The sequence below is a fragment of the Pseudomonas parafulva genome, assembly GCF_000800255.1.
Classification (GTDB): Bacteria; Pseudomonadota; Gammaproteobacteria; order Pseudomonadales; family Pseudomonadaceae; genus Aquipseudomonas; species Aquipseudomonas boreofloridensis.
Window position 1 is genome coordinate 1,621,530 of record NZ_CP009747.1, and the last position, 24,485, is coordinate 1,646,014.

The 24,485-nt window shown below is 65.0% G+C and carries 17 protein-coding genes and 2 pseudogenes; 7 read left to right on the forward strand and 12 right to left on the reverse strand.

Annotation, left to right across the window (positions count from 1 at the left end):
- Window position 1: 1 nt before the first annotated feature.
- The 4 genes from NJ69_RS07160 to NJ69_RS07175 are packed head-to-tail and all read right to left on the reverse strand — an operon-like array spanning window position 2 to window position 3,819.
- Entirely contained in the window at window positions 2-649 is a 648-nt protein-coding gene (locus NJ69_RS07160) for a CpsD/CapB family tyrosine-protein kinase (RefSeq protein WP_039577549.1), read from the reverse strand.
- 1 nt (window position 650) lies between these two features.
- Window positions 651-1,397, reverse strand: coding sequence for a sugar transferase (locus NJ69_RS07165; protein WP_039577551.1), 747 nt, complete (start codon window positions 1,395-1,397; stop codon window positions 651-653).
- Window positions 1,394-2,458 (reverse strand): NAD-dependent epimerase, encoded by a 1,065-nt coding sequence (locus NJ69_RS07170; protein ID WP_039577553.1) that lies wholly within the window; start codon window positions 2,456-2,458, stop codon window positions 1,394-1,396. The genes NJ69_RS07165 and NJ69_RS07170 overlap by 4 nt, the downstream gene beginning before the upstream one ends.
- Window positions 2,455-3,819: a UDP-glucose dehydrogenase family protein gene (locus NJ69_RS07175; protein WP_039577554.1), complete on the reverse strand. Its 1,365-nt coding sequence runs from the start codon at window positions 3,817-3,819 to the stop codon at window positions 2,455-2,457. The genes NJ69_RS07170 and NJ69_RS07175 overlap by 4 nt, the downstream gene beginning before the upstream one ends.
- A 381-nt stretch (window positions 3,820-4,200) precedes the next feature.
- On the opposite strand from NJ69_RS07175, the gene NJ69_RS07180 reads away from it, so the two are divergent.
- Window positions 4,201-5,901, forward strand: coding sequence for a sulfatase-like hydrolase/transferase (locus NJ69_RS07180; RefSeq protein ID WP_039577556.1), 1,701 nt, complete (start codon window positions 4,201-4,203; stop codon window positions 5,899-5,901).
- 43 nt (window positions 5,902-5,944) lie between these two features.
- Here the strand turns inward: NJ69_RS07180 and NJ69_RS07185 are convergent, their stop codons facing one another.
- Window positions 5,945-7,264, reverse strand: coding sequence for an MFS transporter (locus NJ69_RS07185; RefSeq protein ID WP_029614825.1), 1,320 nt, complete (start codon window positions 7,262-7,264; stop codon window positions 5,945-5,947).
- Window positions 7,265-7,425: 161 nt separating this feature from the next.
- Between NJ69_RS07185 and NJ69_RS07190 the strand changes: the two genes are divergently transcribed.
- Both NJ69_RS07190 and NJ69_RS07195 read left to right on the forward strand, forming a co-directional pair.
- Entirely contained in the window at window positions 7,426-8,523 is a 1,098-nt protein-coding gene (locus tag NJ69_RS07190) for a sugar diacid recognition domain-containing protein (RefSeq protein ID WP_039577557.1), read from the forward strand.
- Window positions 8,524-8,645: 122 nt separating this feature from the next.
- Window positions 8,646-9,787, forward strand: a pseudogene (locus NJ69_RS07195) (glycerate kinase).
- 45 nt (window positions 9,788-9,832) lie between these two features.
- Here NJ69_RS07195 and NJ69_RS07200 read toward each other — a convergent pair.
- Complete coding sequence (locus NJ69_RS07200; RefSeq protein ID WP_039577559.1) at window positions 9,833-11,977, reverse strand: methyl-accepting chemotaxis protein; 2,145 nt, start codon at window positions 11,975-11,977, stop codon at window positions 9,833-9,835.
- A 254-nt stretch (window positions 11,978-12,231) separates the two neighbouring features.
- Between NJ69_RS07200 and NJ69_RS07205 the strand changes: the two genes are divergently transcribed.
- The 3 genes and pseudogenes from NJ69_RS07205 (at window position 12,232) to NJ69_RS22355 (ending at window position 13,956) form a co-directional block, all read left to right on the forward strand.
- Window positions 12,232-13,551 (forward strand): Na+/H+ antiporter family protein, encoded by a 1,320-nt coding sequence (locus tag NJ69_RS07205; protein ID WP_029613511.1) that lies wholly within the window; start codon window positions 12,232-12,234, stop codon window positions 13,549-13,551.
- A 21-nt stretch (window positions 13,552-13,572) separates the two neighbouring features.
- Window positions 13,573-13,650, forward strand: a pseudogene (locus NJ69_RS23135) (hypothetical protein); the annotation flags it as partial.
- A gap of 21 nt (window positions 13,651-13,671) precedes the next feature.
- Window positions 13,672-13,956 carry a pentapeptide repeat-containing protein gene (locus tag NJ69_RS22355; protein WP_245219546.1) on the forward strand — a complete coding sequence of 95 codons (285 nt, stop codon included), beginning with the start codon at window positions 13,672-13,674 and terminating at the stop codon, window positions 13,954-13,956.
- Between the two features lie 751 nt (window positions 13,957-14,707).
- On the opposite strand, the gene NJ69_RS07210 is transcribed toward NJ69_RS22355, so the two are convergent.
- Genes NJ69_RS07210 through NJ69_RS07230 form a run of 5 tightly spaced genes read right to left on the reverse strand, consistent with a single transcriptional unit; the run spans window position 14,708 to window position 19,542 of the window.
- Window positions 14,708-15,619 (reverse strand): LysR family transcriptional regulator, encoded by a 912-nt coding sequence (locus tag NJ69_RS07210; protein WP_039577562.1) that lies wholly within the window; start codon window positions 15,617-15,619, stop codon window positions 14,708-14,710.
- Window positions 15,620-15,672: 53 nt separating this feature from the next.
- On the reverse strand, window positions 15,673-16,641 hold the full coding sequence (locus NJ69_RS07215) for a lysylphosphatidylglycerol synthase domain-containing protein (RefSeq protein WP_029615165.1): 969 nt from the start codon (window positions 16,639-16,641) through the stop codon (window positions 15,673-15,675).
- Window positions 16,641-17,846, reverse strand: a complete 1,206-nt coding sequence (clsB, locus tag NJ69_RS07220) for a cardiolipin synthase ClsB (RefSeq protein ID WP_039577565.1) — start codon at window positions 17,844-17,846, stop codon at window positions 16,641-16,643. The genes NJ69_RS07215 and clsB overlap by 1 nt, the downstream gene beginning before the upstream one ends.
- Window positions 17,843-18,628 carry an endonuclease/exonuclease/phosphatase family protein gene (locus NJ69_RS07225; RefSeq protein WP_039577566.1) on the reverse strand — a complete coding sequence of 262 codons (786 nt, stop codon included), beginning with the start codon at window positions 18,626-18,628 and terminating at the stop codon, window positions 17,843-17,845. Before NJ69_RS07225 ends, clsB begins: the two co-directional genes overlap by 4 nt.
- The gene (locus NJ69_RS07230) at window positions 18,625-19,542 is read right to left on the reverse strand and encodes a DUF72 domain-containing protein (protein ID WP_039577568.1); all 918 of its coding nucleotides are present in this window, start codon (window positions 19,540-19,542) and stop codon (window positions 18,625-18,627) included. The genes NJ69_RS07225 and NJ69_RS07230 overlap by 4 nt, the downstream gene beginning before the upstream one ends.
- Before the next feature lie 197 nt (window positions 19,543-19,739).
- Between NJ69_RS07230 and NJ69_RS07235 the strand changes: the two genes are divergently transcribed.
- Window positions 19,740-20,297 carry an ATP-dependent Clp protease proteolytic subunit gene (locus NJ69_RS07235; RefSeq protein WP_275898088.1) on the forward strand — a complete coding sequence of 186 codons (558 nt, stop codon included), beginning with the start codon at window positions 19,740-19,742 and terminating at the stop codon, window positions 20,295-20,297.
- Between the two features lie 9 nt (window positions 20,298-20,306).
- Here the strand turns inward: NJ69_RS07235 and NJ69_RS07240 are convergent, their stop codons facing one another.
- Complete coding sequence (locus tag NJ69_RS07240) at window positions 20,307-24,449, reverse strand: CheR family methyltransferase (protein ID WP_039577573.1); 4,143 nt, start codon at window positions 24,447-24,449, stop codon at window positions 20,307-20,309.
- Window positions 24,450-24,485: the final 36 nt, after the last annotated feature.

Consider the following 24,485-nt stretch of genomic DNA (forward strand, 5'->3'; position numbering starts at 1 on the left):
CTCAGAGGTGGTCGTACAGCCACTTGGGCATGTAGTACTTGCGTTGGTTGAACACGCTGCCGATCAGCCGCGCGCCGGCCTGGCCCAGGCGCTGGGCGGCGGCCTGGGCCACTTCGAAGCGGGTGTCCTCGGCGCGCACCACCAGGATCACGCCGTCCACCAGCGGACCGAGGGTCAGGCTGTCGGCGCTGGCGTAGATCGCCTTGCCGTCGATCACCACGAAGCGGTACTGGGCGGCGAACTGGCGCAGCAGCACGCGCACTCGCTCCGGGTCCAGGCGTTGGCGGCCGCGCTTGAAGGTGCCTGCCGGCAGCACATCGAACGGCTGATCGGCCAGGTGCACCACGCAGTCCTGGGCCAGCGGCGGGGTGTCCAGGTCGAATTGCAGGTCGCTGTAGCCGCGCAGTTTGCCCAGCCCCAGTTGCTGGCTGAGGCTGGCGTTGCTGGCGCTGGCGTCGACCAGCAGCACGGCACCGGCGCTCATCTGCGCCAGTTGGCTGGCGAAGGCCAGGGCGCTGGTGCTGGTGCCGGTACCGGTGTTGGCGGCGGTCAGCAGCAGGGTGCGCTGGTCGAGGTCCAGGACGGTGGCGGTGAGGTTGGTCTCGCTCGGGTTGGCGATACGCAGGCTTCTAGAAGTGGAACCGTCCATCTCAACTTGCTCCATGGCCAGTGAATACCTTGAACGGGGTCTTGAGCAGGATCTTCAGGTCCAGCATCAGGCTCTGTTCGTTGATGTAGTTCAGGTCCAGCTCGACGCGCTGGTCGAAATCGATGTCGCTGCGCCCGGAGATCTGCCAGAGCCCGGTCATGCCGGGGTAGATCGCCAGCCGCGCCAGGTGGTTGTCCTTGTAGCGGTAGGTGTTGAACGAGGTGGGGCGTGGGCCGACCAGGCGCATGTCGCCGGTGACCACGTTGATCAGGTTGGGCAGCTCGTCCAGGCTGCTGCGGCGCAGCCAACTGCCCACGGGGGTGATGCGCGGGTCTTTGTCGATCTTGAAGTCGATGGCGTCGGCGCCGTGCTTGTTCAGGTGGCGCACCGAGTCTTTCAAGGCCTCGGCGTTGGCGACCATGGTGCGGAACTTGAACATGCCGAACAGGCGACCGCGGTAGCCGGTGCGTTGCTGCACGAAGAACACCGGGCCTGGGCTGGAGCGTTTGACCAGCAGCGCCAGCACCAGCAACAGGGGCGACAAGACCACCAGCAGCAGCAGCGCGGCCACGCACGACAACACGCGGTTGGTGCGCGACAAGGTCCACGGGCGCCCGCCGATGCGGCCGGTGATCCAGCCTCGACCTTGCATGTGGATGGCCGCATCGATGCGCTGGCGGTGCGCCGGATCCATGCGTTTGTCCTGGTACAGCGCCTGTAGCGGGGCGCTCTTGGGTTGTCCTGTCATATCACCCTCCGTTGTTGCGACAGCTCATCAGCAGGTTCGCCGTCTGCCGCGGCGTTCGAGTAGTAGGCCTGGAACCAGGCGACGAAGCGCCCCAGGCCTTCGTCGAGGCTGACCTGGGGGGTAAAACCGGTAACCCGGGCCAGGGCGCTGGCATCGGCGCAGGTGGCCAGGACATCGCCCGGCTGCAGCGGCAGCAGCTCGATCACCGCGCTGCGCTGCAGGTGCTGCTCCAGCAGGGCCAGGTAGTCGAGCAGTTCCACCGGGCGTTGGCCGCCGATGTTGAACAGCCGCCAAGGCGCCTGACTGCTGGCTGCATCCGGGGCGAAGGCGTCCCACTGCGGGTCGGCGTGGGGCGGATGGGGCATCAGCCGCACCAGGCTTTCGACGATGTCGTCGATGTAGGTGAAGTCGCGCTGATGGCGGCCATGGTTGAACAACTGGATCGGTCGCCCTTCGCTGATCGCCCGGGCGAACTGCATCGGCGACATGTCCGGGCGGCCCCAGGGGCCGTACACGGTGAAGAAACGCAGGCCGCTGCTGGGAATGCCGAACAGGTGGCTGTAGCTGTGCGCCATGGCCTCGTTGGCCTTCTTGGTTGCGGCGTACAGCGACAGCGGGTGATCGACGCCGTCCTCGACCCGATACGGGGTGCGCTGGTTGGCGCCGTAGACCGAGCTGGACGAGGCGTACAGCAAGTGCTGCACCGGATTGCGCCGGCAGCCTTCGAGGATGTTGAGAAAGCCGGCCAGGTTGCTGTCCAGGTAGGCCTGGGGGTTTTTCAGCGAGTAGCGCACGCCGGCCTGGGCGGCCAGGTGGATCACCACGTCCGGGCGCTGCTCGGCGAATAGCCGCGCCACGGCATCGCGGTCGGCCAGGTCCAGGCGGTGCAGCGGGAAGTCGCCCGCCTGCTGCTGCACCCACTGCACGCGGGCCTGCTTGAGCGCCGGATCGTAGTAGTCGTTGAAGTTGTCCAGCCCCAGTACCTGGTGGCCATCGCGCAGCAGCCGCAGGCAGGTGTGCGCACCGATGAAGCCGGCAGCGCCGGTGACCAGCACTTTCATGGTGCGCCAACCTGCCAGTCGGCCTGCTCCGGCGCGACCTGGCGCAGGCCGATGCCGCTGTAATGCAGGCCGTGGGCGGCGACCTGGTCGGGGTTGTAGAGGTTGCGGCCGTCGATGATCACGCGGCTGCGCAGCTTGTTGGCCAGCAGCGCGAAGTCGACCACACGAAAATTCTTCCATTCGGTGCAGATCACCAGGGCATCGGCGTCCTGCAGGGTGTCGTCGCGGGTGGCGCACAGTTGCAGGTCGTCCCGGTAGCCGTACAGGCGCCGGCATTCGTCCATCGCTTCAGGGTCGTAGGCGCGCACCGTGGCGCCTTCGGCCCACAGCGCTTCCATCAGGTAGCGGCTGGGCGCTTCGCGCATGTCGTCGGTGTTGGGCTTGAAGGCCAGCCCCCACAGGGCGATGGACTTGCCGGCCAGGCCGCCCAGGCGCTGCTTGAGCTTGGCGAACAGGATGCGCCGCTGGTGATCGTTGATGTCGTTGACGCTTTGCAGCAGGCGCAGTGGCATGCCGCTGTGCTCGGCGGTGTGCAGCAGGGCCTTGATGTCCTTGGGGAAGCACGAGCCGCCGAAGCCGCAGCCGGGGTAGATGAAGTGGTAGCCGATGCGCGGGTCGGAACCGATGCCACGGCGCACCGCTTCGATGTCGGCGCCCAGGTGCTCGCTGAGGTTGGCCAGCTCGTTCATGAAGCTGATACGGGTGGCGAGCATGGCGTTGGCGGCGTACTTGGTCAGCTCGGCGCTGCGGTTGTCCATGAACATCAGCTTTTCATGGTTGCGGCAGAACGGCGCGTAGAGCTCGGCGAGCTGCGCATGGGCCAGCGGGTCGCGGGTGCCGACGATGATTCGGTCCGGGCGCATGCAGTCGGCCAGGGCGCTGCCTTCCTTGAGAAATTCCGGGTTGGACACCACCCGCACGTGCAGGTGGTCCTTGCCCAGGCTGTGCAGGCGTTCGCGGGCCAGGTTCATGACCTGGTCGGCGGTGCCCACCGGCACGGTGGATTTGACGATCAGGGTGCGGTCGGCGTCCATCAGTTCGGCAATCTGCCGGGTGACGTCGAGCACATGGCTCAGATCGGCCGAGCCGTCCTCGTCGGGCGGGGTGCCGACGGCGATGAAGATCAGCTCGGCGTGGCTGACCGCGTCGCTGGCCTGGGTGCTGAACAGCAGGCGGCCTTCGCGGATGTTGTCTTCCAGCAGCGAGGACAGGCCCGGCTCGCTGATCGGCGGGACGCCTTGGCGTAGTTGGTTGATCTTGTGGGCATCGACGTCCACGCACAGGACCCGGTGACCCACGTCGGCCAGTGCCGCCGCTTGTACCAGGCCTACGTAACCTGTGCCAAAAACGCTCACGTCCATGTCGGCTTTCCTCATGAGAATGAGTAAGGGGGGTGAAACAGTGTGTTGTCGGTATAGCGCACCCTAACAGAAATGCGTCAAAGCAATGGCATGTTTCGTCAAACTTACAAGCGCTAACGATAAGGCCACTTGCCACTAACCCCTTGTATGACGCGGCTTTGGACTGAAAAGCGAGAAAAAAGAGGTGAAACGTTTAGCCGATGAACGGTTGCAAGCCGCGAATATCAAGGGTTGCGTTGATAGAAGGAGCAATGTGAAGGATTTTTTTCAGGCCGGATTATGGCGTCAGGATATCGACGGAAAATTGACTTTTTCATGTTGAGATTTGTTTCAACAGTGCTACGGTTGGCAAAATCACCCCGTCATCGGAGCGTTGGGATCATGCGCGGATGGATCAAATTGGCCCTGCTGCTGGCCTATCTGGCGAGTTTTCATGGGTATTACGCCGAGCGCGTCGAAGCGCTGGGGCTGGGCGTACCGCTGGTGCTGTACTTGGGGCTCGCGGCGTTGTTGACGGCGGGTCTGTTGCTGTCGGCGTGGATCCGCCAGGCCTGGCTGCGCTGGCCGTTGGCGCTGGCGTTCGCGGTCGGTGGGCTGTTCTTCGACGCCTACCTGCGGATCACCGATGCGTACCTGACCTACAGCGCGTTCGTCTCGATGGTGTATGCCGGCGGCTTCGTCCAGGAGGCACTGGAGCAGTACCACTATGCGATCACCCTGGCGACCGCCAGCTCGGTATTGGTGCTGCTGGGCGTCGGACTGCGGCCTGGGCCGGCGCCGCGCCTGCCGCAGTGGCTGCCGATCGGCGCGCCGCTGCTGGCGCTGGCGCTGCTGATCGGCATGCTGTTCGTGCGTGCCGGCGAGGGTGCCCGTGGGCTGCCGGTGATGTACACGCCGCTGGCGTACCTGAGCCTGTTCGGCTACGAAGCCTTGCACGACCGGGTGGGGCCGCGCGAGCCGGTGAAGCTGGCGCAGTCGAGCGCGCCGCTGGCGCGTGACATCGTGCTGGTGATCGACGAAAGCATTTCCGGCAACTACCTGGACCTGAACACACCGACGGGCGTACCCAGTCATCTGCTGCAGACATACCCCGGCGTGGACATCGTCAATTTCGGCTATGCCGCCTCGGCCGCCAATTGCAGCGCCGACACCAACGTCACCCTGCGCTTTGGCGGCACCCGTGAGGACTACCTGCGCATCAACTCGACGCAGCCGTCGATCTGGCAGTACGCCAAGCGTGCGGGCATGGGCACGGTGTACATCGATGCGCAGCGCACCGGTGGCAACCTGCAGAACCTGATGACCGACACCGAGAAGCAGGACATCGACCGTTTCATCCAGTTCGACACCACGCCAGTGGTCGACCGCGACATGGCCGCGTTGCAGCAGTTGATCGGCCTGCTGGGCGACGGCAAGCCGCAGTTGATCGTGATCAACAAGCTCGGCGCGCACTTTCCGGTGCACGACAAGTACCCCGACGCCTTCATGGCCTATCAGCCGGCGTTGCCACGCGGGCGCTTCCAGGACGTAGCCGATACCGGGTCGCGCGAAGGCTTCAGCGGCACCGCGCAGGATTGGGTGCTTTACCGCAACGCCTATCGCAATACCCTGGGCTGGAACGTCGGCGAATTCTTCCGCCGCCTGTTCGCCCAGGCCGACCTGAGCCAGGCCGTGCTGATCTACACCTCCGATCATGGCCAGGACCTGCACGAGCGTGGCAATCCCGGGCTCAACACCCATTGCGACAGCGATCCGGTGATGGAGGAGGGCCTGGTGCCGCTGGTGGTCATCCAGGGGCAGGGGGTCAAGGCGCTGGACTGGCAGGCGTACCTGGCACAGAACCGCAATGCTTCAAGCCATTACAACCTGTTCCCGACCTTGCTCAAGCTGATGGGTTATGACGCCTCGGCGGTGGCGGGTGCGTATGGCCAGGCGCTGGATGTGCCGACCCACGACCCGTTCACCTTCAACGCCCGCTACAACGCACGCCTGGGCGGCAAGCCGGATTTCCGGCACATCGACTTGAGCCGGATCGTGGTGCCGCCGCCGCACGAAGCCGAGGAGGTGAATGTCGCGCGTTGAGTGAGTCAGTCCCCGCCGCCCAGAGGCGGGCGGGGATTCGGGCTCAGGACGCCTGGGCATTCCCTGCGCGCGACACGCGCAAGGCCACCACGCTGCCGACCACGATCAAGCCGGCCAGCGAGTACAGCGCGGCGTCGGTCGAGCCGGTCTGGTCCTTGATGAAGCCGACCAGGTAGGGGCTGAGGAAGCCTGCCATCTGGCCGACCGAGTTGATGATCGCCAGGCCCGCCACGGCCGCGCTGGCGCTGAGCAGCGCCGTGGGCATCGGCCAGAACATCGGCAGGCCAGTGAGCGCGCCCATGGTGGCGATCGACAGACCGAGGATGGCAATCGCGGGGTTGCCCGCGAAATTCACCGCGATCAACAGGCCCAGGGCGCCCATCAGCATGGGCACCACCAAGTGCCAGCGGCGCTCGTTGCGCAGGTCGGCCGAGCGCCCCACCAGGATCATGAACACCCCGGCCAGCAGGTAGGGAATTGCGCTCAGCCAGCCGATCAGCAGCGGGCTGTCGAAGCCCAGGCTCTTGATGATCGACGGCAGCCAGAAGTTGATCGCGTAGACGCCGCTCTGGATGCAGAAATAGACGAAACCGAAGGTCCAGATCAGTGGGTTGGTCAGCACCGCCAGCACGCTGTCGCCGGTCGTGGACGGTTTGCTGGCGGCATCACGGGCGAGGTCGCGGGCGATCAGTTGGCGCTGCGCTTCGCTGAGCCACGTGGCTTTCTGATAACCGTCGCTGAGCAGGAACACCGCGAGGATGCCCAGCGCCACGGTGGGCAGGCCCTGGATCAGGAACATCCATTGCCAACCGGCCAGGCCGTGTTGACCGGCGGCGAAATGATCGAGGATCCAGCCGGAGAAGGGGCCGCCGAGCAGTCCCGAGACTGGAATCGCCGACATGAACAGGGCCATGATGCGACCGCGACGGTCCGCCGGGAACCAGCGCGACAGGTACAGCACCACGCCGGGGAAGAAGCCGGCTTCGGCGGCGCCGGTGAACAGGCGCAGCACGTAGAACTCCATGGGCGTGGTGACGAACAGCAGGCAGGTCGACAGGCTGCCCCAGGCGATCATCATCACCGCGATCCAGCGCCGCGGGCCGAAGCGGTTGAGCGCCAGGTTGCTGGGCAGGCCGCAGAGCACGTAGCCGATGAAGAAGATGCCGGCGCCCAGGCCATAGATGGTTTCGCTGAATTTCAGCGCGTCGAGCATCTGCAGCTTGGCGAAACCGACGTTGACGCGGTCCAGGTAGTTGAACAGGTAGCAGATGAAAATGAACGGGATCAGTCGCAGGGTGATGCGCCGGTAGAGCGCATCGCGGCTGGCGTCGTGGCCTTGGTCAGGGGCTGGGCTGTGTGCCATGATGAAATTCTCTGTTGTTATGATTGTCACTGCGGCGCCTGTACCGACGCTCGCCCGAACGAGTCTCGGCGAGCCAGGCGCTGCTGTCTTTGTGCGTCTGCACAGCGCCGGGCGCCGACGATTGTGCCGCGCAACGAAGTCTGCCACTGCAAGGAACCCACATGTTCGAACTTGACCACGAGCTGGCCCAGGACATCGTCGACCGGGCGATGGCGATCCTGCCCTGCAACGTCAACGTCATGGACAGCCAGGGCCTGATTCTCGGCAGCGGCGAGCCGGAGCGCATCAACACCCGCCACGAAGGGGCGCAACTGGTGCTGGCCAACGGACGCATCGTCGAACTCGACGGCGAGGCGGCCAAGTGCCTCAAAGGTGTGCAGCCGGGCGTGAACCTGCCGCTGATGCTCGATGAGCGGTTGATCGGCGTGCTGGGGCTGACCGGCGATCCACAGCACCTGCGCACCTACGCCGAACTGGTACGCATGACCGCCGAGATGCTGCTGGCGCAACGTAACCAGCAGGTTGAGCAACAGTGGCGACGTCAGCGCTGCGACGACCTGCTGGCCTTGCTGCTGGGCGGTAGCGGCGACTCGCCCCGACTGGTCGACGAAGCCCGGCAACTGGGGCTCAAGCCGCAGTTGCCGCGTATCCCGTGTCTGTTCGAGTTGGAAGCCGGGCCGCCGGCCGAGTTGTTGTCGGCCTGGCTGAGCAGTCGCTATCCCGACAGTTGGTGCGTCAGCCCGGCGCGCCAATCGCTGTTGTGGTGTCGGCCAGCCTCGGTGGCCCTGGATGAGGCGCGCCTGCTCGAACGCTTGCAGCGTCACGGTTGGCAGGTGCAGCGTCTGGCCTTGGGCGGCGCGGCGCAGAGTCTCGACCAACTGCGTCGGGGCTATCGCCGTGTGCGTGACCTGTTGGCCTATGGTCGCGAGGTGGTGCCTGGCGAGCGTTTGCTGAGCCTGTCGCGGTATCGCCTGCCGGCGCTGCTGTGGCGCCATCGCCATGACGATGCGCTGGACGAGTTGCTCGAGCCGCTGCGGCGCATTGCCGTCAAGGACGCCAGCGGGCAGTTGCTGGCCACCCTGCGCGCCTGGTGCGCCCATGATGGGCAGAGCCAGACCTGCGCCGATGCCCTGGGCATCCACCGCAACAGCCTGCGCTACCGGCTCGAACGCATCGCCGAGCTGAGTGAGGTCGACCCCCTGCGCCTGGACGGCATGCTGAGCTTGTACCTCGGCTTGCAGTTGCTGCCGGCCGAGTAGCGCCAACGGCCTGATACTCACGGGCATTTGCCCAAACCCGGCCTGGCGCTTTTGTGCAGCGGACAGAAGCCGCGCCGATCGGCAACTGTCAGCATGCCCTGCAACAGGACAGGAGAATCCCCATGAAAATCGTCATCGCCCCCGATTCGTTCAAGGACAGCCTCGATGCCGCCGGCGTCGCCCGGGCCATCAGCGCTGGGCTGGCCAAGGTGTGGCCTCAGGCCGAGCGCATCGAGTGCCCGATGGCCGACGGCGGCGAGGGTACCTTGGAGGCGATCGTCGCGGCCACCCAGGGCGAATTGCGCCGGCAAATGGTGCGCGGCCCCTTGGGGGCGCCGGTGGAGGCGAGCTGGGGCTGGCTGGCGCAGGAGCGCACTGCAGTCATCGAGATGGCCCAGGCCAGCGGGATACAGTGCATCCCCAGCGCCGAGCGCGACGCCTGTCGCAGCAGCACCTGGGGTACCGGCGAACTGGTGGCGGCGGCGCTCGCGGCAGGGCTCGACGCATCGTCCTGGCGATCGGCGGCAGCGCCACCAACGATGCGGGCAGTGGCATGCTGCGCGCGCTCGGCCTGCGCCTGCTGGACGCCGACGGTCAGGCGCTGGCCGAGGGTGGGCTGGCATTGGCCGCTCTGGCGCAAATCGACGCCAGCGATCTCGACCCGCGCCTGGGCGAAGTGCAGTTCGAGGTGGCGGCCGACGTCGACAATCCGCTGTGCGGCGCCCATGGCGCGTCGGCGGTGTTCGGCCCGCAGAAGGGCGCCTCACCCGAGCAGGTGCAGGCACTGGATCAGGCGCTGGGGCACTTTGCCGACCATTGCGCGCAGTTGCTCGGCGAAGACCTGCGTGATTTCCCCGGCTGCGGCGCGGCCGGTGGCATGGGCTTCGCGGCCAAGGCGTTCATGGGCGCGCGGTTCCGTCCTGGGGTCGAGGTGGTGGCCGAGTTGGCGGGCCTGGAGACAGTGGTGCAGGGCGCCGACCTGGTGATCACCGGCGAGGGGCGCTTCGACGCCCAGACCCTGCGCGGCAAGACCCCGTTGGGCGTGGCGCGAGTGGCCAAACGCCACGCCGTGCCGGTGGTGGTGATCGCCGGCACCCTGGGCGAAGGGTTCGAAGCGTTGTACGCCCACGGCATCGACGCGGCATTCGCCCTGGCCAGCGGCCCGACCAGCCTGGAGCGCGCCTGCAGCGAGGCGGGCGTGCTGCTCGAAGCGCGGGCCGAGGCCATCGCGCGCTTGTGGCAGGTGGCGCGCAGCCGCGACTAACCCTTTCCGCACGTCGGCGCGCCCTGTTCAGGCGCGCCTTGGCACTCACACGCGGAACTGATCCATCAACGCCTGCTGCTGGTTGGCCAGGCTGTTCAGCGACTGGCTGACCCGTGCCGATTCGTTGGCCTGGCCCGACAGCGACTCGGTCACGTCACGGATGGTCGCCACGTTGCCGGTGATTTCCTCGGCCACCGCGCTTTGCTCCTCGGCGGCCGAGGCGATCTGCAGGTTCATGTCGCTGATCACCGTGACCGCCTCGCCGATACGGCGCAGGGCGCTGACTGCATGGCCGACCTGTTCGACACCGCCTTGGGCCTGGCGGTGGCTGCTGTCCATGGCACCGACCACTTCGCGGGTGCCGGCTTGCAGCGACTCGATCACCTGGCGGGTTTCCTCCACCGACTCCTGGGTCCGTCGGGCCAGGTTGCGCACCTCGTCAGCGACCACCGCGAAGCCGCGCCCGGCCTCGCCGGCGCGGGCGGCTTCGATGGCCGCGTTGAGCGCCAGCAGGTTGGTCTGCTCGGCGATCGAGCGGATCACCTCCAGCACCGAGCCGATCTTCTCGCTGTTCTGTGCCAGGCCCTCGACCTGAGACATGGCGTTGCTCATGTCGGTCGCCAGGGCACCGATGCTGTCGGTGGTGCGGTCGATCACCGCCAGACCTTCACGGGTGGCCTGATCGGCCTCGCGGGCCGCCTGCGCCGCCTGGGCCGCGCTGCGGGCGACGTCCTGGGCGGTGGCGCTCATCTCCTGGGAGGCGGTGGCCACCTGATCGACCTGGCGGTACTGCTGCTCCATGCCGGCGCTGGTCTGGCTGGCGATGGCCGCCGACTGATCGGCGGTGCCGCGTGCGTCCTGCACCGAGCGTTTGACCTCGGCAATGGTCGGTTGCAGCTTGTCGAGGAAGCGGTTGAACCAGCCGGCCAGTAGGCCCAGTTCGTCACGTTTGTCGTAGGTCAGGCGGCGGGTCAGGTCGCCTTCGCCGCTGGCGATGTCTTCGAGCATCGCGGCGACGCCGAGAATCGGTCGGGTCACGCTACGCGCCATCAACCACACCGCCAGCAGCCCGGCCAGGGCGGCGCCCACGCCCAGGGCCAGTTCGAGCAGGGTGCCGCTGGTGTTGAGGGTATCGAGCGCTTGCTTGAGGGCGTCGGCCGGGCCAGTGAGGGCACTTTGCGGCGCGTCGAGCAGCACGCCCCACGGCCGGCCACCGGGAATCGGGGCGAAGGCCGCCAGCACTTTCAGGCGCTTCTCGCCCTGCAGCACCTGCAGCTTGCCTTCGGCCAGCTTGCTGACCAGTTCTGCGCCCTGGCGCGTGTCGACCTGGTCGAAGCGCTTGGCCAACTCGCTGGCGTCGGCGCTGTAGCCGGCCAGCAGCCCGGCGGGGCTAAGAATGCCGACCCGGGTGCGGCCCTCGTACAGCTCGCGGCTGGCGTTTTCGGTCAGCGCCTGCAGGCTGTTGAGGTTGGTGTCGATGGACAGGGTGGCGATCACTTTACCGTCGACCGACAGCGGGAAGACGATGCTGGTCATCAGCACTTGCTGCCCGGCGATTTCGTAGAAGTAGGGCTCGACGATGCAGACCTTGCCAGTGGCGCGCGGGCAGGTCCACCAGGTGTTGGCCGGCTCGCCGCTGGGGCCGGTGGTGGTGTCGGCCATGTCGTGTTCGGGCAGGGCCATGGAGGTCAGTTGGCCGGCCTTGGGCTGCGACCAGTACAGGGCGAAGCGGCCGGTCTCGTTGCTGCCCAGCTCGGCCTGGCCGCCGAACAGGCTGTCCTTGCCGTCGAGCGCGTTGGGCTCGAAGGTGAGCGACAGGCCGAGCAGGTCGGGGTTGGCCTGCAGCGCGGCACGCACCTGGGCGGTGAGATCCTGGCGCAGGTCATAGGCGTCGATGAAGCGCTTTTCCGCCTGCTCGCGCAGGAACAGCACCTGGCGGGCGAAGCCTGCGCCGTACTGGTAGGCGTCCATGAACTGACGGCGGATGCGTTGTGCCTGCACTTCGCCCTGAGCTTCGATACGGGCCTGGGCCGACTCGGTGAGCATCTGCGTACTGCTCGCCTTGACCAGCGCCGAGCTGTGCTGCATGCGGTACAGCGACAGGCCGACGAGCAGGGTGACGATGCTGGCCAGGCACAGCCCGGCGAGCAGGGTGATCTTCCATTGGATGGACAGTTGGCGCAGCGGCATGGTGAATCATCCCTTATAGGAACAGAGCGGGGGTCGCCGGATATGTCGGCGTGGACGCTGGTTTCTTTACGTGAATATTCGATGACGTGGGCGTGCTTGGCGTAAATGCCCTGGGTCGGCAGTTTTGACATCCCTGGTCGAGTGCTTCAGAGTGTGCGCCCTCCAGAACCACACCCCCTGTTCCGGCCACTGCCTCGCGCAGTCTGTCGCCGGACGCTGGTTTTTCGTCTGTCGTCAACGAGGTATTGCACACCATGAATGCAGTGATTGCCGCGGTCGGGATCATGCTGATACTGAGCCTGTCCCGCGTGCATGTGGTCATCGCGCTGATCGTCGGCGCCCTGACCGGTGGACTGGTCGGCGGCCTGGGCATCGAGGGCACGCTCGCCGCGTTCAATGGCGGCCTGGGCGGCGGCGCGCCGGTGGCGCTGTCGTATGCGCTGCTGGGCGCCTTCGCCGTGGCCATCGCCAAGTCGGGCCTGGCCCATGCCCTGGCCGACCGCGCCTTGGCGATGATCGACCGCCAGGGCCATGACCACAGCGGTCGGCTGAAGTGGCTGCTGATTGGCCTGATGTTGGTGGTGGCGGTGGCGTCGCAGAACGTGCTGCCGATCCACATCGCCTTCATCCCGCTGCTGGTGCCGCCGCTGCTGTACGTGCTGACGCGCCTGCGCATCGACCGTCGGCTGATCGCCTGTGTGATCACCTTCGGGCTGATTACGCCTTACATTTTTCTGCCGGTTGGGTTCGGCAACATCTTCCTCAATCAGATTCTGCTGGCCAACGTCAGCCGTGCGGGCGTGGATGTCAGCGGGATCAACGTCACCCATGCCATGGCACTGCCAGCGGCGGGCATGTTGGTTGGCCTGCTGCTGGCGGTGTTCGTCAGCTACCGGCGCAAGCGTGACTATGACCTGGCGCGGATCGAAGAGGTGGAGCAGGTCAGCGTGCGCTACAACCCGGTGACCTTGCTGGTGGCGGGGGTAGCCATCGCGGCGGCGTTCATCGTTCAGCTGTGGCTGGACTCCATGATCATTGGAGCGATGGTGGGGTTCCTGATCTTCTCGCTGTCGGGGATCGTGCGTTGGAAGGACACTGACGATCTGTTCACCGAAGGCATGAAGATGATGGCGATGATCGGCTTCATCATGATCGCTGCTTCCGGGTTTGCCGAGGTGATGAAAGCGACGGGTGAGGTGAAGAGCCTGGTCGAGACGGCGGCGCAGTGGATCGACCATAGCAAGGGCATTGGCGCCTTGTTGATGCTGCTGGTGGGGTTGCTGGTGACCATGGGGATTGGGTCGTCGTTTTCCACGGTGCCGATTCTGGCGGCGATCTTCGTGCCGCTGTGTGTGCAACTGGGATTCGATCCGTTGGCTACCGTGTGTATTGTCGGGACGGCGGGGGCCTTGGGCGATGCGGGGTCGCCGGCTTCCGATTCTACGTTGGGGCCGACTTCGGGGTTGAATGTGGACGGGCAGCATCATCATATCTGGGACACGGTGGTGCCTACGTTCATTCACTACAACTTGCCGTTGCTGGGCTTTGGGTGGGTGGCGGCGATGGTGCTCTAGGGGGTAGCTTGTAGTGTGTTTGTGGGTGTCAACTTTGAGCGCGCATCCTTTGACAGGGCACTGATGTGTAATGTCGTAATGAAAGGTTGTGATTTCTCGAAGAGCAGGCTCGTGATCAACATGGATGATGCTGTTTGTGAGGTTGCCACCTTTGTTCGCGCCAGATTCTTGGGTGGGGGTTCTGGGATGGAGTATGGCGGGCGTAGCGTGACATTCGTAGGGTGTGATTTTACAGAGGCGGTTTTCGACAGGGTTGAGTTTAGGGCTTCTACGTTTGTTGATTGCACGTTTACTGGAGCGGCATTAAAGCGATGCGACTTTCGCGGGGTTAAGTTTGAAGGTGGGATTTTGCCGCTCGCTCACCAGTTTGAATTTATGGAAGTACCTGATTTGGGTTTGTGCTGAATCAGTCGAGGCTGGCAGATTTTTTTGGGCTTATCCGTTTGCGATGGTGAGGCTTAGTCACCTTTTCGCCTTTACGGCGACCCTCTTTTTTTCTTGGAAAAAAGAGGGGCAAAAACCGCTTGCTCCCGCATCCGGCCCCTACGCTGCGCTTCGGGGTTCCCTCGCGCCGGTGGCACTCCGGGGGTACCGCGCTTAGGGGCCATCCATGGCCCCAAGCGCTTGACGGGCATCCATGCCCGTCAACCCCCTCCATGCCACCTCTGCTCGGCCTCCTGAGGTCGCGATGGGCGGCGTCTGAACTGGCGCGCGCTTAGAAGCAGGGCGGTGCGGCAGATGTTCTGGAGCGCTGCGCGATCAAACCGCCGTTGCCGTTGCCGTTGCCGTTGCCGTTGCCGTTGCCGTTGATCTTAGTGCGCGGTAGCCCAAACACCGCCAACCGCGACCTCAGGAGGCCGAGCAGAGGCGTTGCGCAGGGAGGTGACGGGCATGGATGCCCGTCAAGCGCTTGGGGCCAGGACGGCCCCTAAGCGCGGTCCTCCCGGAGCGACGCCGGCGCGAGGGAACCCCTGCGCGCAGCGCAGGGGCCGTATGCGGGAGCAAGCGGTTTTTGCCCCTCTTTTTTCCAAGAAAAAAAGAGGGTCGCCGTAAAGGCGAAAAGGTGACTCAGCCTCACCAAAGCCAATGGATAATCACCCAGAACCCAGAACCCAGAACCCAGAACCCAGAACCCAGAACCCAGAACCCAGAACCCTCAACCCCCCCGCCGATACATCCGACACTCCGCCAACAACGCCAGTAAATTCGGCTCCCGCTCACGCGCCTTCAAAAACACCACCCCAATATCCTGCTGCAACCGATACCGCTCGCGCAGCGCAATCAACCTCACCCGATTCTCATACACCGCCGCAATCCGCCCCGGCAACAACGCATACCCCACCCCCGAACTGACCATGCTCAGCAGCGTGAAGATATCGTTCACCTGCATCGCCACCTTCGGCTCGAACCCCGCCTGGCCGAACACCCGCGCCCCGTCCCGGTGAGTCGCAAAACCCTGCGTCAGGGTGATGAACGTCGAGTCGGCCAAGTCCGCCAGATCCACCTCGTCCTGCTCGGCGAACGGCGAATCGCTTGGCACGGCCAGGAAGATATCGTCGGAAAACAACGCCAGGTGCGCGCAGGCCGGGTCCTCGATGCTCTCGTCGAGCGCCACCAGAATCGCATCGAGTTCGTGATTTTTCAGGCGATGCAGCAAATCCACATTCGAGCCCAAGGTGAGATCGATATTCAGCTCACTGCGGCGCAGCTTCAGCCCCATCACCAGCTTCGGTACGGTCTTGACCGTCAGCGAGTACAACGCACCGAGCCGAAAGCGCTCGGCATAGAAACCGGCTGCCTCGCGGGTCTGGCGCACCATCTGCTCGGCGTCCTGCAGCAACTGGCGGGCCTTTTTCTCCAGCACATAAGCGCTTTCCAATGGGATCAACTGGCGGCCCTCGTGCTTGAACAGTGGGCAGCGCAGCGCGTTTTCCAGCGAATGAATGGCGCGGTGCACGCTCACCGCGCTGGTCGACAGCTCACTCGCCGCACGGCCCAAGCTGCCGCTGCGCATGAAGGCCAGGAACGTCTCCAGCTTCTTGAGGGTCAGCTCTTCGTCGATCAACATGCACGGCGCTCATTATCCGGGAGCGCCGATCATGCCATAGCCTGGGCCGACGATCAGCGCGCGTCCGCTTCCTGCGGCCGGTTGCGATCCTGTTGGCGCAACGCCTTGGCGCGTTTTTCCAGCACCACGTAAGCGATCAAGGCGAGCAACAGCGGAATCAGGTAGTACAGCGTGCGATAGCCCAGCAACGCGGCGACCAGCGTGCCCTGGCTCAATTGCCCGTGAAGCAGCGCCAGGAACACCGTTTCCAGCACCCCCAAGCCAGCAGGAATGTGCGCGACCACCCCAGCGATGCAACTGATCAGCAGGACACCCAGGATCGACGGATAAAACAGCTCGTGCGGCAGCAACAGATAGATCAGCGCCGCCATCAACGCCCAGTTGCTCGCGCCCAGAGCCACTTGGCACAGCGCCAGGCGCCAGGATGGCAAGGTGATTTCGTGCCCACGAATATGCCAGGTGCGGCGCTTGGCGAACGCGCAGGCGAACAGGTAGGCGAGGGCGACGGCCACCATGGCCACGCCGATCAGTTGCAGACCGCTGGCGCCGACCGCCCAGCCCTCCGGCAACTTCACCAGGCGCAGGGCGAACACGCTGCCGGCCAGCAGCAGGTAGCCCATCCAGTTGGTCAGCAAGCCCAGTGTGAGGATCCGGGTGATGGTGGCGGTGTCCAGGCCCAGCCGGCCGTACAGCCGATAACGCAAGGCCACACCGCCTACCCAGGTGGTGAAATTGAGGTTGAAGGCATAGCACACGAAGGCCACCGGCAGTACCTGGCGGGCAGGCAGGCGGTGTCCGGTGTAGGCGCGCCCTAGCAGGTCGTAGCTGGCGAATACCAGGTAGCTGGTGAGCGCCAGCAACAGGCCCAGCGCCAGGGTTGCCGGGCTGTAGGCCAGCAGCGACTGGCGCACCTCGTCCCAGTCCAGATTGCGCGCCAGGGTATAGAGCAGGGTGGGTATGAGGATGATGAAGCACAGGGTCAGCACCCGCTTGCCCCAAACCTTCCATGACTTCTCGGCCATCAGACGTTGCCCTCGTGCAGCTCACCCTGTTCCTGAACCGAAGGCAGGACCGACTTCAAGCGCTGCCGATGAGCCGGGAACAGGCCCGCGATGCGCGGAAAATAGCGAGTGAAGTGAAAGCCCATGAAGATCAGCGGCGCTCGCCACCAGTAGCCACGAATCATGCGTTCCAGGGTGACTGGCTTGCACTGCTCGCCGGCCAGCTCGCTCAGGTGCTGGTACAACTGCTGGTTGAATGCGCGGTCGCGGATCATCAGGTTGGCTTCCAGGTTCAGCGACAGGCTCAGGGGGTCGAGGTTGCTGGAGCCGACGGTGGACCACTGCTCGTCCACCAGCGCGACCTTGCCGTGCAGCGGACGTCGACAGTATTCGTGAATGCGCACATCGTCGCGCAGCAGGTAGTTGTACAGCAGTCGCGAGATGGCTCGCACCCAGCGCATGTCCGGTTGGCCTTGCAGGATCAACGTCACCTCCACGCCGCGTCGGGCGGCATTGCGCAGTTCGCGCAGGAGTCGGTAGCCGGGGAAGAAGTAGGCGTTGGCCACCACGATGCGCCGCTCGGCCTGGCGGAACATCTGCAGGTACTGCTCCTCGATGTCGGTACGGTGACGGACATTGTCACGCTGCACCAGCGTGGCCTGCGCAGCGCCGGTGGGCGCGGTCACCGGCTCGACGGTGTCGGCGCGGTCCAGGACCGGGGCCATCAGGCGACGGCTGCTGGTATGAACCTGGGCCACCACCGGGCCGGTGACCTCCACGGCGTAGTCCTGCTTGGCCATGGGGCCGAAGTCGCCCAAGTGATCGGCGCTGTAGTTGATGCCGCCGATGAACGCCCGCTGGCCATCGATGACCACGATCTTGCGGTGCAGCCGCCTAAACAGATTGGTTCGCATACCCGCCAGCATCGGCTGCGGGTCGAAGGCATGGAAGTGCACGCCGGCTTCGACCATCGAGGTGACGAAAGCGTCGGGCAGCTCGCCAGCGCCATAGCCATCGGCTACCACCTCGACCCGCACCCCGCGCTGGGCGGCGTCGATCAGCGTCTGGCGCAACTGCTGGCCGACCTTGTCGTCGTAGATGATGAAGGTCTCCAGAAGGATTTCCGTGCGCGCGGCCGCCATCGCCTCGAATACGCGCGGGTAGTACTGCTCGCCGTTGATCAGCAGCTCGACATGGTTGCCGTCGACCCAGGATGGTTGCTTCAAAGGTTCACCTCCGCTGCGAGCGGTGCGTGGTCGGAGAGGTGCGACCAGGGGTATTTGGAGAGCACCTGCGCCTGGCTGGGCATGGCATTGCGCAGGTAGATACGGTCCAGGCGCAGCGCTGGCCAGCGGGCCGGGAAGCTGCGCGCCGGAGTGCCGAAGCGTTCGCCGAAGGCTTCGACCAGGTGCTGGCTGAGCACGTCGTCGGCCTTCAGGCGCCAATCGTTGAAGTCGCCAGCGACGATCACGGGCGCGCTGGCCGGCAGGCTGTCGAGCAGTTCCAGCAGCAACTCGACCTGACGCTGGCGATGCGCTTCACGCAGGCCCAGGTGCACACAGATGGCATGTACCTGGTCGTGCCCAGGCACGTCGAGGCGGCAGTGCAGCAAACCGCGTTCCTCGTTGCCCTTGATCGACACATCGAGGTTGCGATGGTCGAGAATCGGGAATTTCGACAGCAGTGCGTTGCCGTGGTCGCCGTGCGGATAGACCGCATTGCGACCATAGGCGAACTGCGGCCACATGCTGTCGGCGAGGAATTCGTACTGCGGCGTCTGCGGCCAGCCCGGATGCCGCTGGGCATGCGCGTGATGGCTGCCATGCACCTCTTGCAGGAAGACCAGGTCGGCCCCGGTAGCGCGCACCGCTTCACGCAGCTCTGGTAGGATGAAGCGCCGGTTGAACGGCGCGAAGCCCTTGTGCACGTTGAGCGTCAGCACGTTCAGGCGACGCACGGCGGCGCGGGTGTCGACGGCGGGGCGGGGCTGGGTCAGCGGCTCGATCACAGCGGCACCTCCGTTTCCACGCCGGGCTCGGTGACCAACTCGCCGTCCAGTCCCAGCTTGCTCAGTAGGCGTCGCGCATCGAAGGGGGCGTGCACTTTCTGGTCATTGTCGAAATAACAGTACACGTCGCGACTCACCCGCTTGCGCGGCGGTTTGCCCAGTACGCAGTGCGCATCGGCCGGCTGCTCGCCACGGCTCCAGGCCTGGATGCGCAGGCGCCAGTGGCGCAACGCCCGTGCGGTGTAGCCGCTGCTGTACAGCTCGACATCGCCATGCAGGCGCAGGTAGACGAAATCGGCGGTAATGTCTTCGACGCACGGCCACTTGCCTGCACTGTCGGCGACCACCAGGGCCACCTTGTGCTTGCGCAGCAGCGTGATGAAAGCCTCGCACAGGAAGCTCTCATGGCGGATCTCGATGGCGTGACGCAGCGGTGCGTTGCCTTTGATGGCCAGGCCGCCGTTGTCTTCGAGGCGTTCGCTGCAGTGCCGTGCGCAGTCGCGCGCGGCTTTGCGGTCGCGCGGCAGATGCTCGAGGAAGTGGCTGAAGCGCGCCTCGTCGAATTTCAGGTTCGGCGGGAACTGCCAGAGAATCGGGCCAAGCTTGTCGCCCAGCAGTAAAAGGCCGGAGGCGAAGAAGTTGGCCATGGCTTCGTCGATGTCCTTGAGCCGGCGCACGTGGGTGATGTAGCGCGGTGCCTTGACCGAGAACACGAAGTCCTCGGGCGTCTCGTCGCGCCATTGGCGGTAACGTTCCGGGGTTTGCAGCGCGTAGAACGAGCCGTTGATCTCGATGCTGTTCACTGCACGCGAGGCGAATGCCAGCTCGTCGTCCTGACGCAGACCTGAGGGGTAGAAGTCCTTGCGCCACGGAGCATAACGCCAGCCAGAAATGCCGATGCGAATGTCGCTCACGGGGTCTCCTTGGAATCGGTCGATACTGTGTGTGCGACTGAAACGAAGGGGCGGGGGTTCCGAATGGATGGTCAGCGCGCGCTGGACGGTGCAGCGCCGGTCAGCGACGCTCGCCGAGCGGTGGTTGCGGGGAACTTTGTCGCTGCGCACGATTCCACCGAGAGCCGGATGCCCGAGGCGCCCGGACCACTCTGGAGGTGCTCATGGCCCGACATATCATCCACTTCACCGGCCCGATCAATTCCTCGACCTGCGGCAACTTGATCAACACCTGCTCGCGCGCTGTCCAGCAAGGTGCCGAGGCGCTGCAGATCAACATCGCGACCATGGGCGGGGAGTGCAGCTACGGTTTCACCCTGTACAACTTCCTCCTGGCTCAACCGATACCGGTGCACACCCACAATCTCGGCACCGTCGAGTCGATGGGCAACATCCTGTTCCTGGCAGGCAGCCGGCGTACCGCCTGCCGCTACAGCAAGTTCCTGTTCCACCCGTTTCACTGGACGCTGCATGGCTCGGTGGACCATTCGCGCATGGCCGAATACGCCATGAGCCTGGACTACGACCTGAGGCTGTACGCCGAAATCGTCGCCGAACGCACGCAGGGATCGCGCGAAGACCTGGACGTCACCCGCTACCTGATGGCGTACCCGCGTATCCTTGGCCCCGCCGAGGCGCTGGCCAGCGGGATGATCCACGCCATCGACGAATTGCCGCTGGCCGGTGACGTGGTGCAATGGAGCGTGCATGCTTGAGGCCAGGCCTCAGTAAGGCACCGACCCACTCAACGACTCGATCACCTCGATCAGTTCGTCGTAGCCCACGGGCTTGTTCAGGTGGCGGTCGAAGCCCGACTGCCGCGACTTGTGCTGATCGGCACTGGCGCCGTAGCCGGTCAAGGCAATGGCCGGTGTGCTGCGCAAGTGTTCCAGGCTGCGCAGGGCCTTGATCAAGGCATGGCCATCCATGCCCGGCATGCCGATGTCCGAGAGGATGATGTCGTAGCGGTCCTGCCCGGCAGCCTCCAGCGCCTTGCGCGGATCGCTGTAGGCATGCACCACGGCGCTTTCCATCTCCAGCAATTGCTGCATCACGTCCAGCACCTCGATCGAGTCATCCACCAACAGCACGCAGATGCCATGCAGACGGCCCTCGGTCTGTGGCGGCGGGGCATCGGCGCGCTCGTCCTGGCGTGCTGCGCTGAGCGGTAGACGTACGCTGAAGACGCAGCCCTGGCCTAGGCCCGGCGACTGCGCGCGCACCGTGCCGTCATGCGCTTCGACCAGTTGGCGGACCAACGACAGGCCGATGCCCAGTCCTTCGCGGTTGTGGCTGGTGGCGGCAGGGGCGGCCTGGCTGAACAGGTCGAAAATCTTCTCCAGGCTGTCCTCGCGCAGGCCTACCCCTTGGTCGATGACTTGCAGCAGGGCCTGGTCGTCTTCGCGGCTGAGCAGCAGATGAATCTCGCCGCCGTCGGGGCTGAATTTCAGGGCGTTGTTCAGCAGGTTCCAGATGATCTGCTCCAGCCGCGTACTGTCGCCTTCGATGTACAGCGGCTGACCATCGGCCGGCACGCTCAGGCGGATCGTGCAGTTGTGCTGTTCGCTCGACACCACCGCATGAATACCCAGCAGGATCGCGGTGAGATCGACCGATTCGGTCCGCAACTTGAGCTTGCCGGTACGGATACGTGCCACATCGAGCAGGTCGTCGATGATCCGGGCCTGGCTCGACACCGCTTCGCAGATGGTGCTGACCGCCTTGCTCGCGGTGCCTGCACCTTTGATCACGGGCAGGCGGCGGAGGATTTCGGCGTTGAGCTGAATGAGGTTCAGCGGATGCTTGAGCTCGTGGGACATCACCGCGAAGAACTCGTCCTTCAGGTGGCTGGAGGTTTGCGACTCGGCCAGTTGCTTGCTCTGCTCATCGTGCAGGCGCTTGTGGCCGGTGAGGTCGCGGGCGATCTTGACGTAGCCGCGCAGGCTGCTGCCCTTGAGCAGCGAGACCTCGCCGCTGCAATAGAAACGGCTGCCATCCTTGCGCACGTGCCAGCGTTCGTCCTGGCCGCGCCCATTGACCCGGGCGCTGTGCAGTTCGCGCTCGGGCACGCTGCCCTGGCGATCCTCCTCGGTGAAGATCAACTCGTAGTGTCGTCCCAGGACTTCTTCCTTGGTGTAGCCGAAGATCAGGGTAGCGCCGGTGTTCCAGTCGCTGATCGAGCCCTGCTCGTCGAGCAAAATGATAGCGAAGTCATGGGTGCTTTCGGCCACCAGGCGCATGCGTTCCTCGCCCAGGCGCAGGCGTTCTTCGGTGGCGCGGCTCTTGCTGATGTCGATGAAGGTCAACACCGTGCCGTCGATTTTCTGCTCGCTGGAGCGGTAGGCCAGCAGCCGGGTGAAGTACCAGTGCTGGTCCTGGCCGCTGACCTCGCGCTCGATGCTGGTGCCGCCCTGGGCCACGGCGCGGGCGTCGTCGGCCAGCTCCGGATAGTTGAGGCGGTGGGTGATGTCGAGCAGCGAGCGGCCGGTGTCGACCGGCAGCATGTTGAAGATGTCGGTGGCGCGCGGGGTGAACCAGCGGATGCACAGGTTGCGGTCGACGAATACCGTGGCGATGTCGGTGGAGGCGATCAGGTTGCTCAGGTAGTCGTTGACCTTGTCGGTTTCCTCGACTTTGTTCTTGAGTTCGTAGTTGACCGTCAGCAATTCCTCGTTGATCGACTGCAACTCTTCCTTGCTGGTTTCCAGTTCTTCGCTGGCCGAGCGTAGCTCCTCGTTGATGGCCTGCATCTCTTCATTGGAGGCGGTCAGTTCCTCGCTGGAAATCTCCGATTGCTCGATGGTTTCCTGCAACTGCAAGCGCGTGCGCTGCAGTTCACGCTCCAGGTTGGTCAGCACCATGCTGTCGGTCTGGCGGATGCCGCCGGCCAGCGCAATGGAAGGGTCCGGGGCGCGTTCCTCGAAAACCACCAGCAGGCACTCGCTGACGCTGGGGTCGTCCTTGTGCGGGTGGACGACGATTTCCACCTGGATTCGCTCGTCGCCTTCGCCCAATTCGACCGGGCGCGAAGTGACCGCCTGGGAGCCCTGGCGGGCCTGGAACAGGGTGCTGCGCAAGGCCAGGCGCAGGCTGGGCAGCACCAGATTGATCAGGTTGCGGCTCGGCTCGCCGCCGGTCAGTTGCAGAAAGCGACCGACGCCGTCGCTCATGTGCAGGATCATGCCTTCGCCATCGACGATCAGGCTGGGTGGGCTGCGCCGGGCCAGGGCGCGGTGATGGACTTCGGCGTAGGACGGCTTGCGCGCAGCGCGCGTCTTGACCGGCGTGCCCGGGGTGGCGGGCGGCAGGTCCGCTCCGGTCAGCCGGCGTCCGGAGTGGCGCAGGCCACTGGGCATTTCGCGGGCGCGGAAGATGCGGTTGCGCTTGTCCACCGGGGCGAACAGCTCGCCGGCCAGGTCTGCCGACTCGGAGGATCCGAGGAACAGGTAACCGCCGGGGCGCAGGGCGAAGTGGAACATCTGCAGAATGTCGCGCTGCACCTCGCGGTCGAGGTAGATCAGCAGATTGCGGCACACCACCAGGTCGATCTGCGAGAACGGCGGGTCGGACAACAGGTTGTGCCGAGCGAACAGCACCTGCTCGCGCACCTCCTTGCGCACCCGGTAGTGCTGGTCTTCCTTGCTGAAGAACTGGCGTAGCCGCCCGGGCGGCACATCGGTGACGATCGCTTCGGAATAGTTGCCGCTGCGCGCTTGCGTGATGGCGCGCCCGTCCAGGTCGGTGGCGAACACCTGGACCTTGGCCTCGCGCTTCTCCAGGGCCAGTTGCTCGCTGACCAGCATGGCCAGGCTGTAGGCTTCTTCGCCGGTGGAGCAGCCTGCGGACCAGACGCGAATGTCGGCGGGGCCTTCGCCGCTTTCGCCGTCGCTGACCAACTCGGGCAACACATGCCGCTCAAGGGCTTCGAAGGCTTCGCGGTCGCGGAAGAAGTTGGTCACGCCGATGAGCATGTCGGCCAGCAACTCATCGGACTCCTCCGGATGTTGCTCCAGGTAACGGTAGTAGCCGGGCAGGTCGGTCTGCGCGGTCACGTGCAGGCGCCGCTCGATGCGACGCAACACGGTGGCGCGCTTGTAGTGCTGGAAGTCATGGCCGGTGTTGGCGCGCAGCAGCAGGAGGATTTCCTCGAGCAGCGGTTCGGCCTGCTGCGGGTCGCCCTCGCGGATACCCAGCGGCGGCGGCATGTTCTGCTCGTCCACTTCCGGCAGGCGCACTTGCTTGGCCTTGAGCCAGATTTCCATCAACTTCTGGGCCATGTCGGCTGCCGGCATGACGAAGTCCACCAGGCCGGTGGCGATAGCGGCGCGGGGCATGCTGTCGTGCAGGGCGTCGTCTGGTGTTTGCACCAGGGTCACGCCGCCCTGTTCCTTGATCCGCGACAGGCCCACTGCACCATCGGCGCCCGTGCCCGAAAGCACCACGCAGAAGGCGTGGTCCTTGTGCACATCGGCCAGGTCGCGGAAGAACAGGTCAATGGCCACATGGTCGCCACGACGGCGATTGGCCGGGCTGACGCGCAGATAGCCGTCGTTGGTGGAGAGCCGGCTGGCCGGTGAGATCACGTAGACGTGATTGCGCTCGATCGGCACAGGCGCTGTCACCTGGCGCACGGGCATTCGCGTTACGCCCTGAATGATGTGGTCCGCCATGCTCTGATGGTCCGGGGACAGGTGCAGCACCACCACGAATGCCATGCCGCAGTCGGCAGGCATCTGTTCGAAGAAGGTACAGATGGCCTCGATGCCGCCGGCCGATGCGCCGATGCCCACCACCGGAAAATCGAGGTGACTGGGCATCAGTTTGCGATTGACTGGTGAGGCGGTGGGCTGGTTGGAAGACGACGTCATGGCACGGCCTTGTACAGGGCGAGGGGACCACCCAGA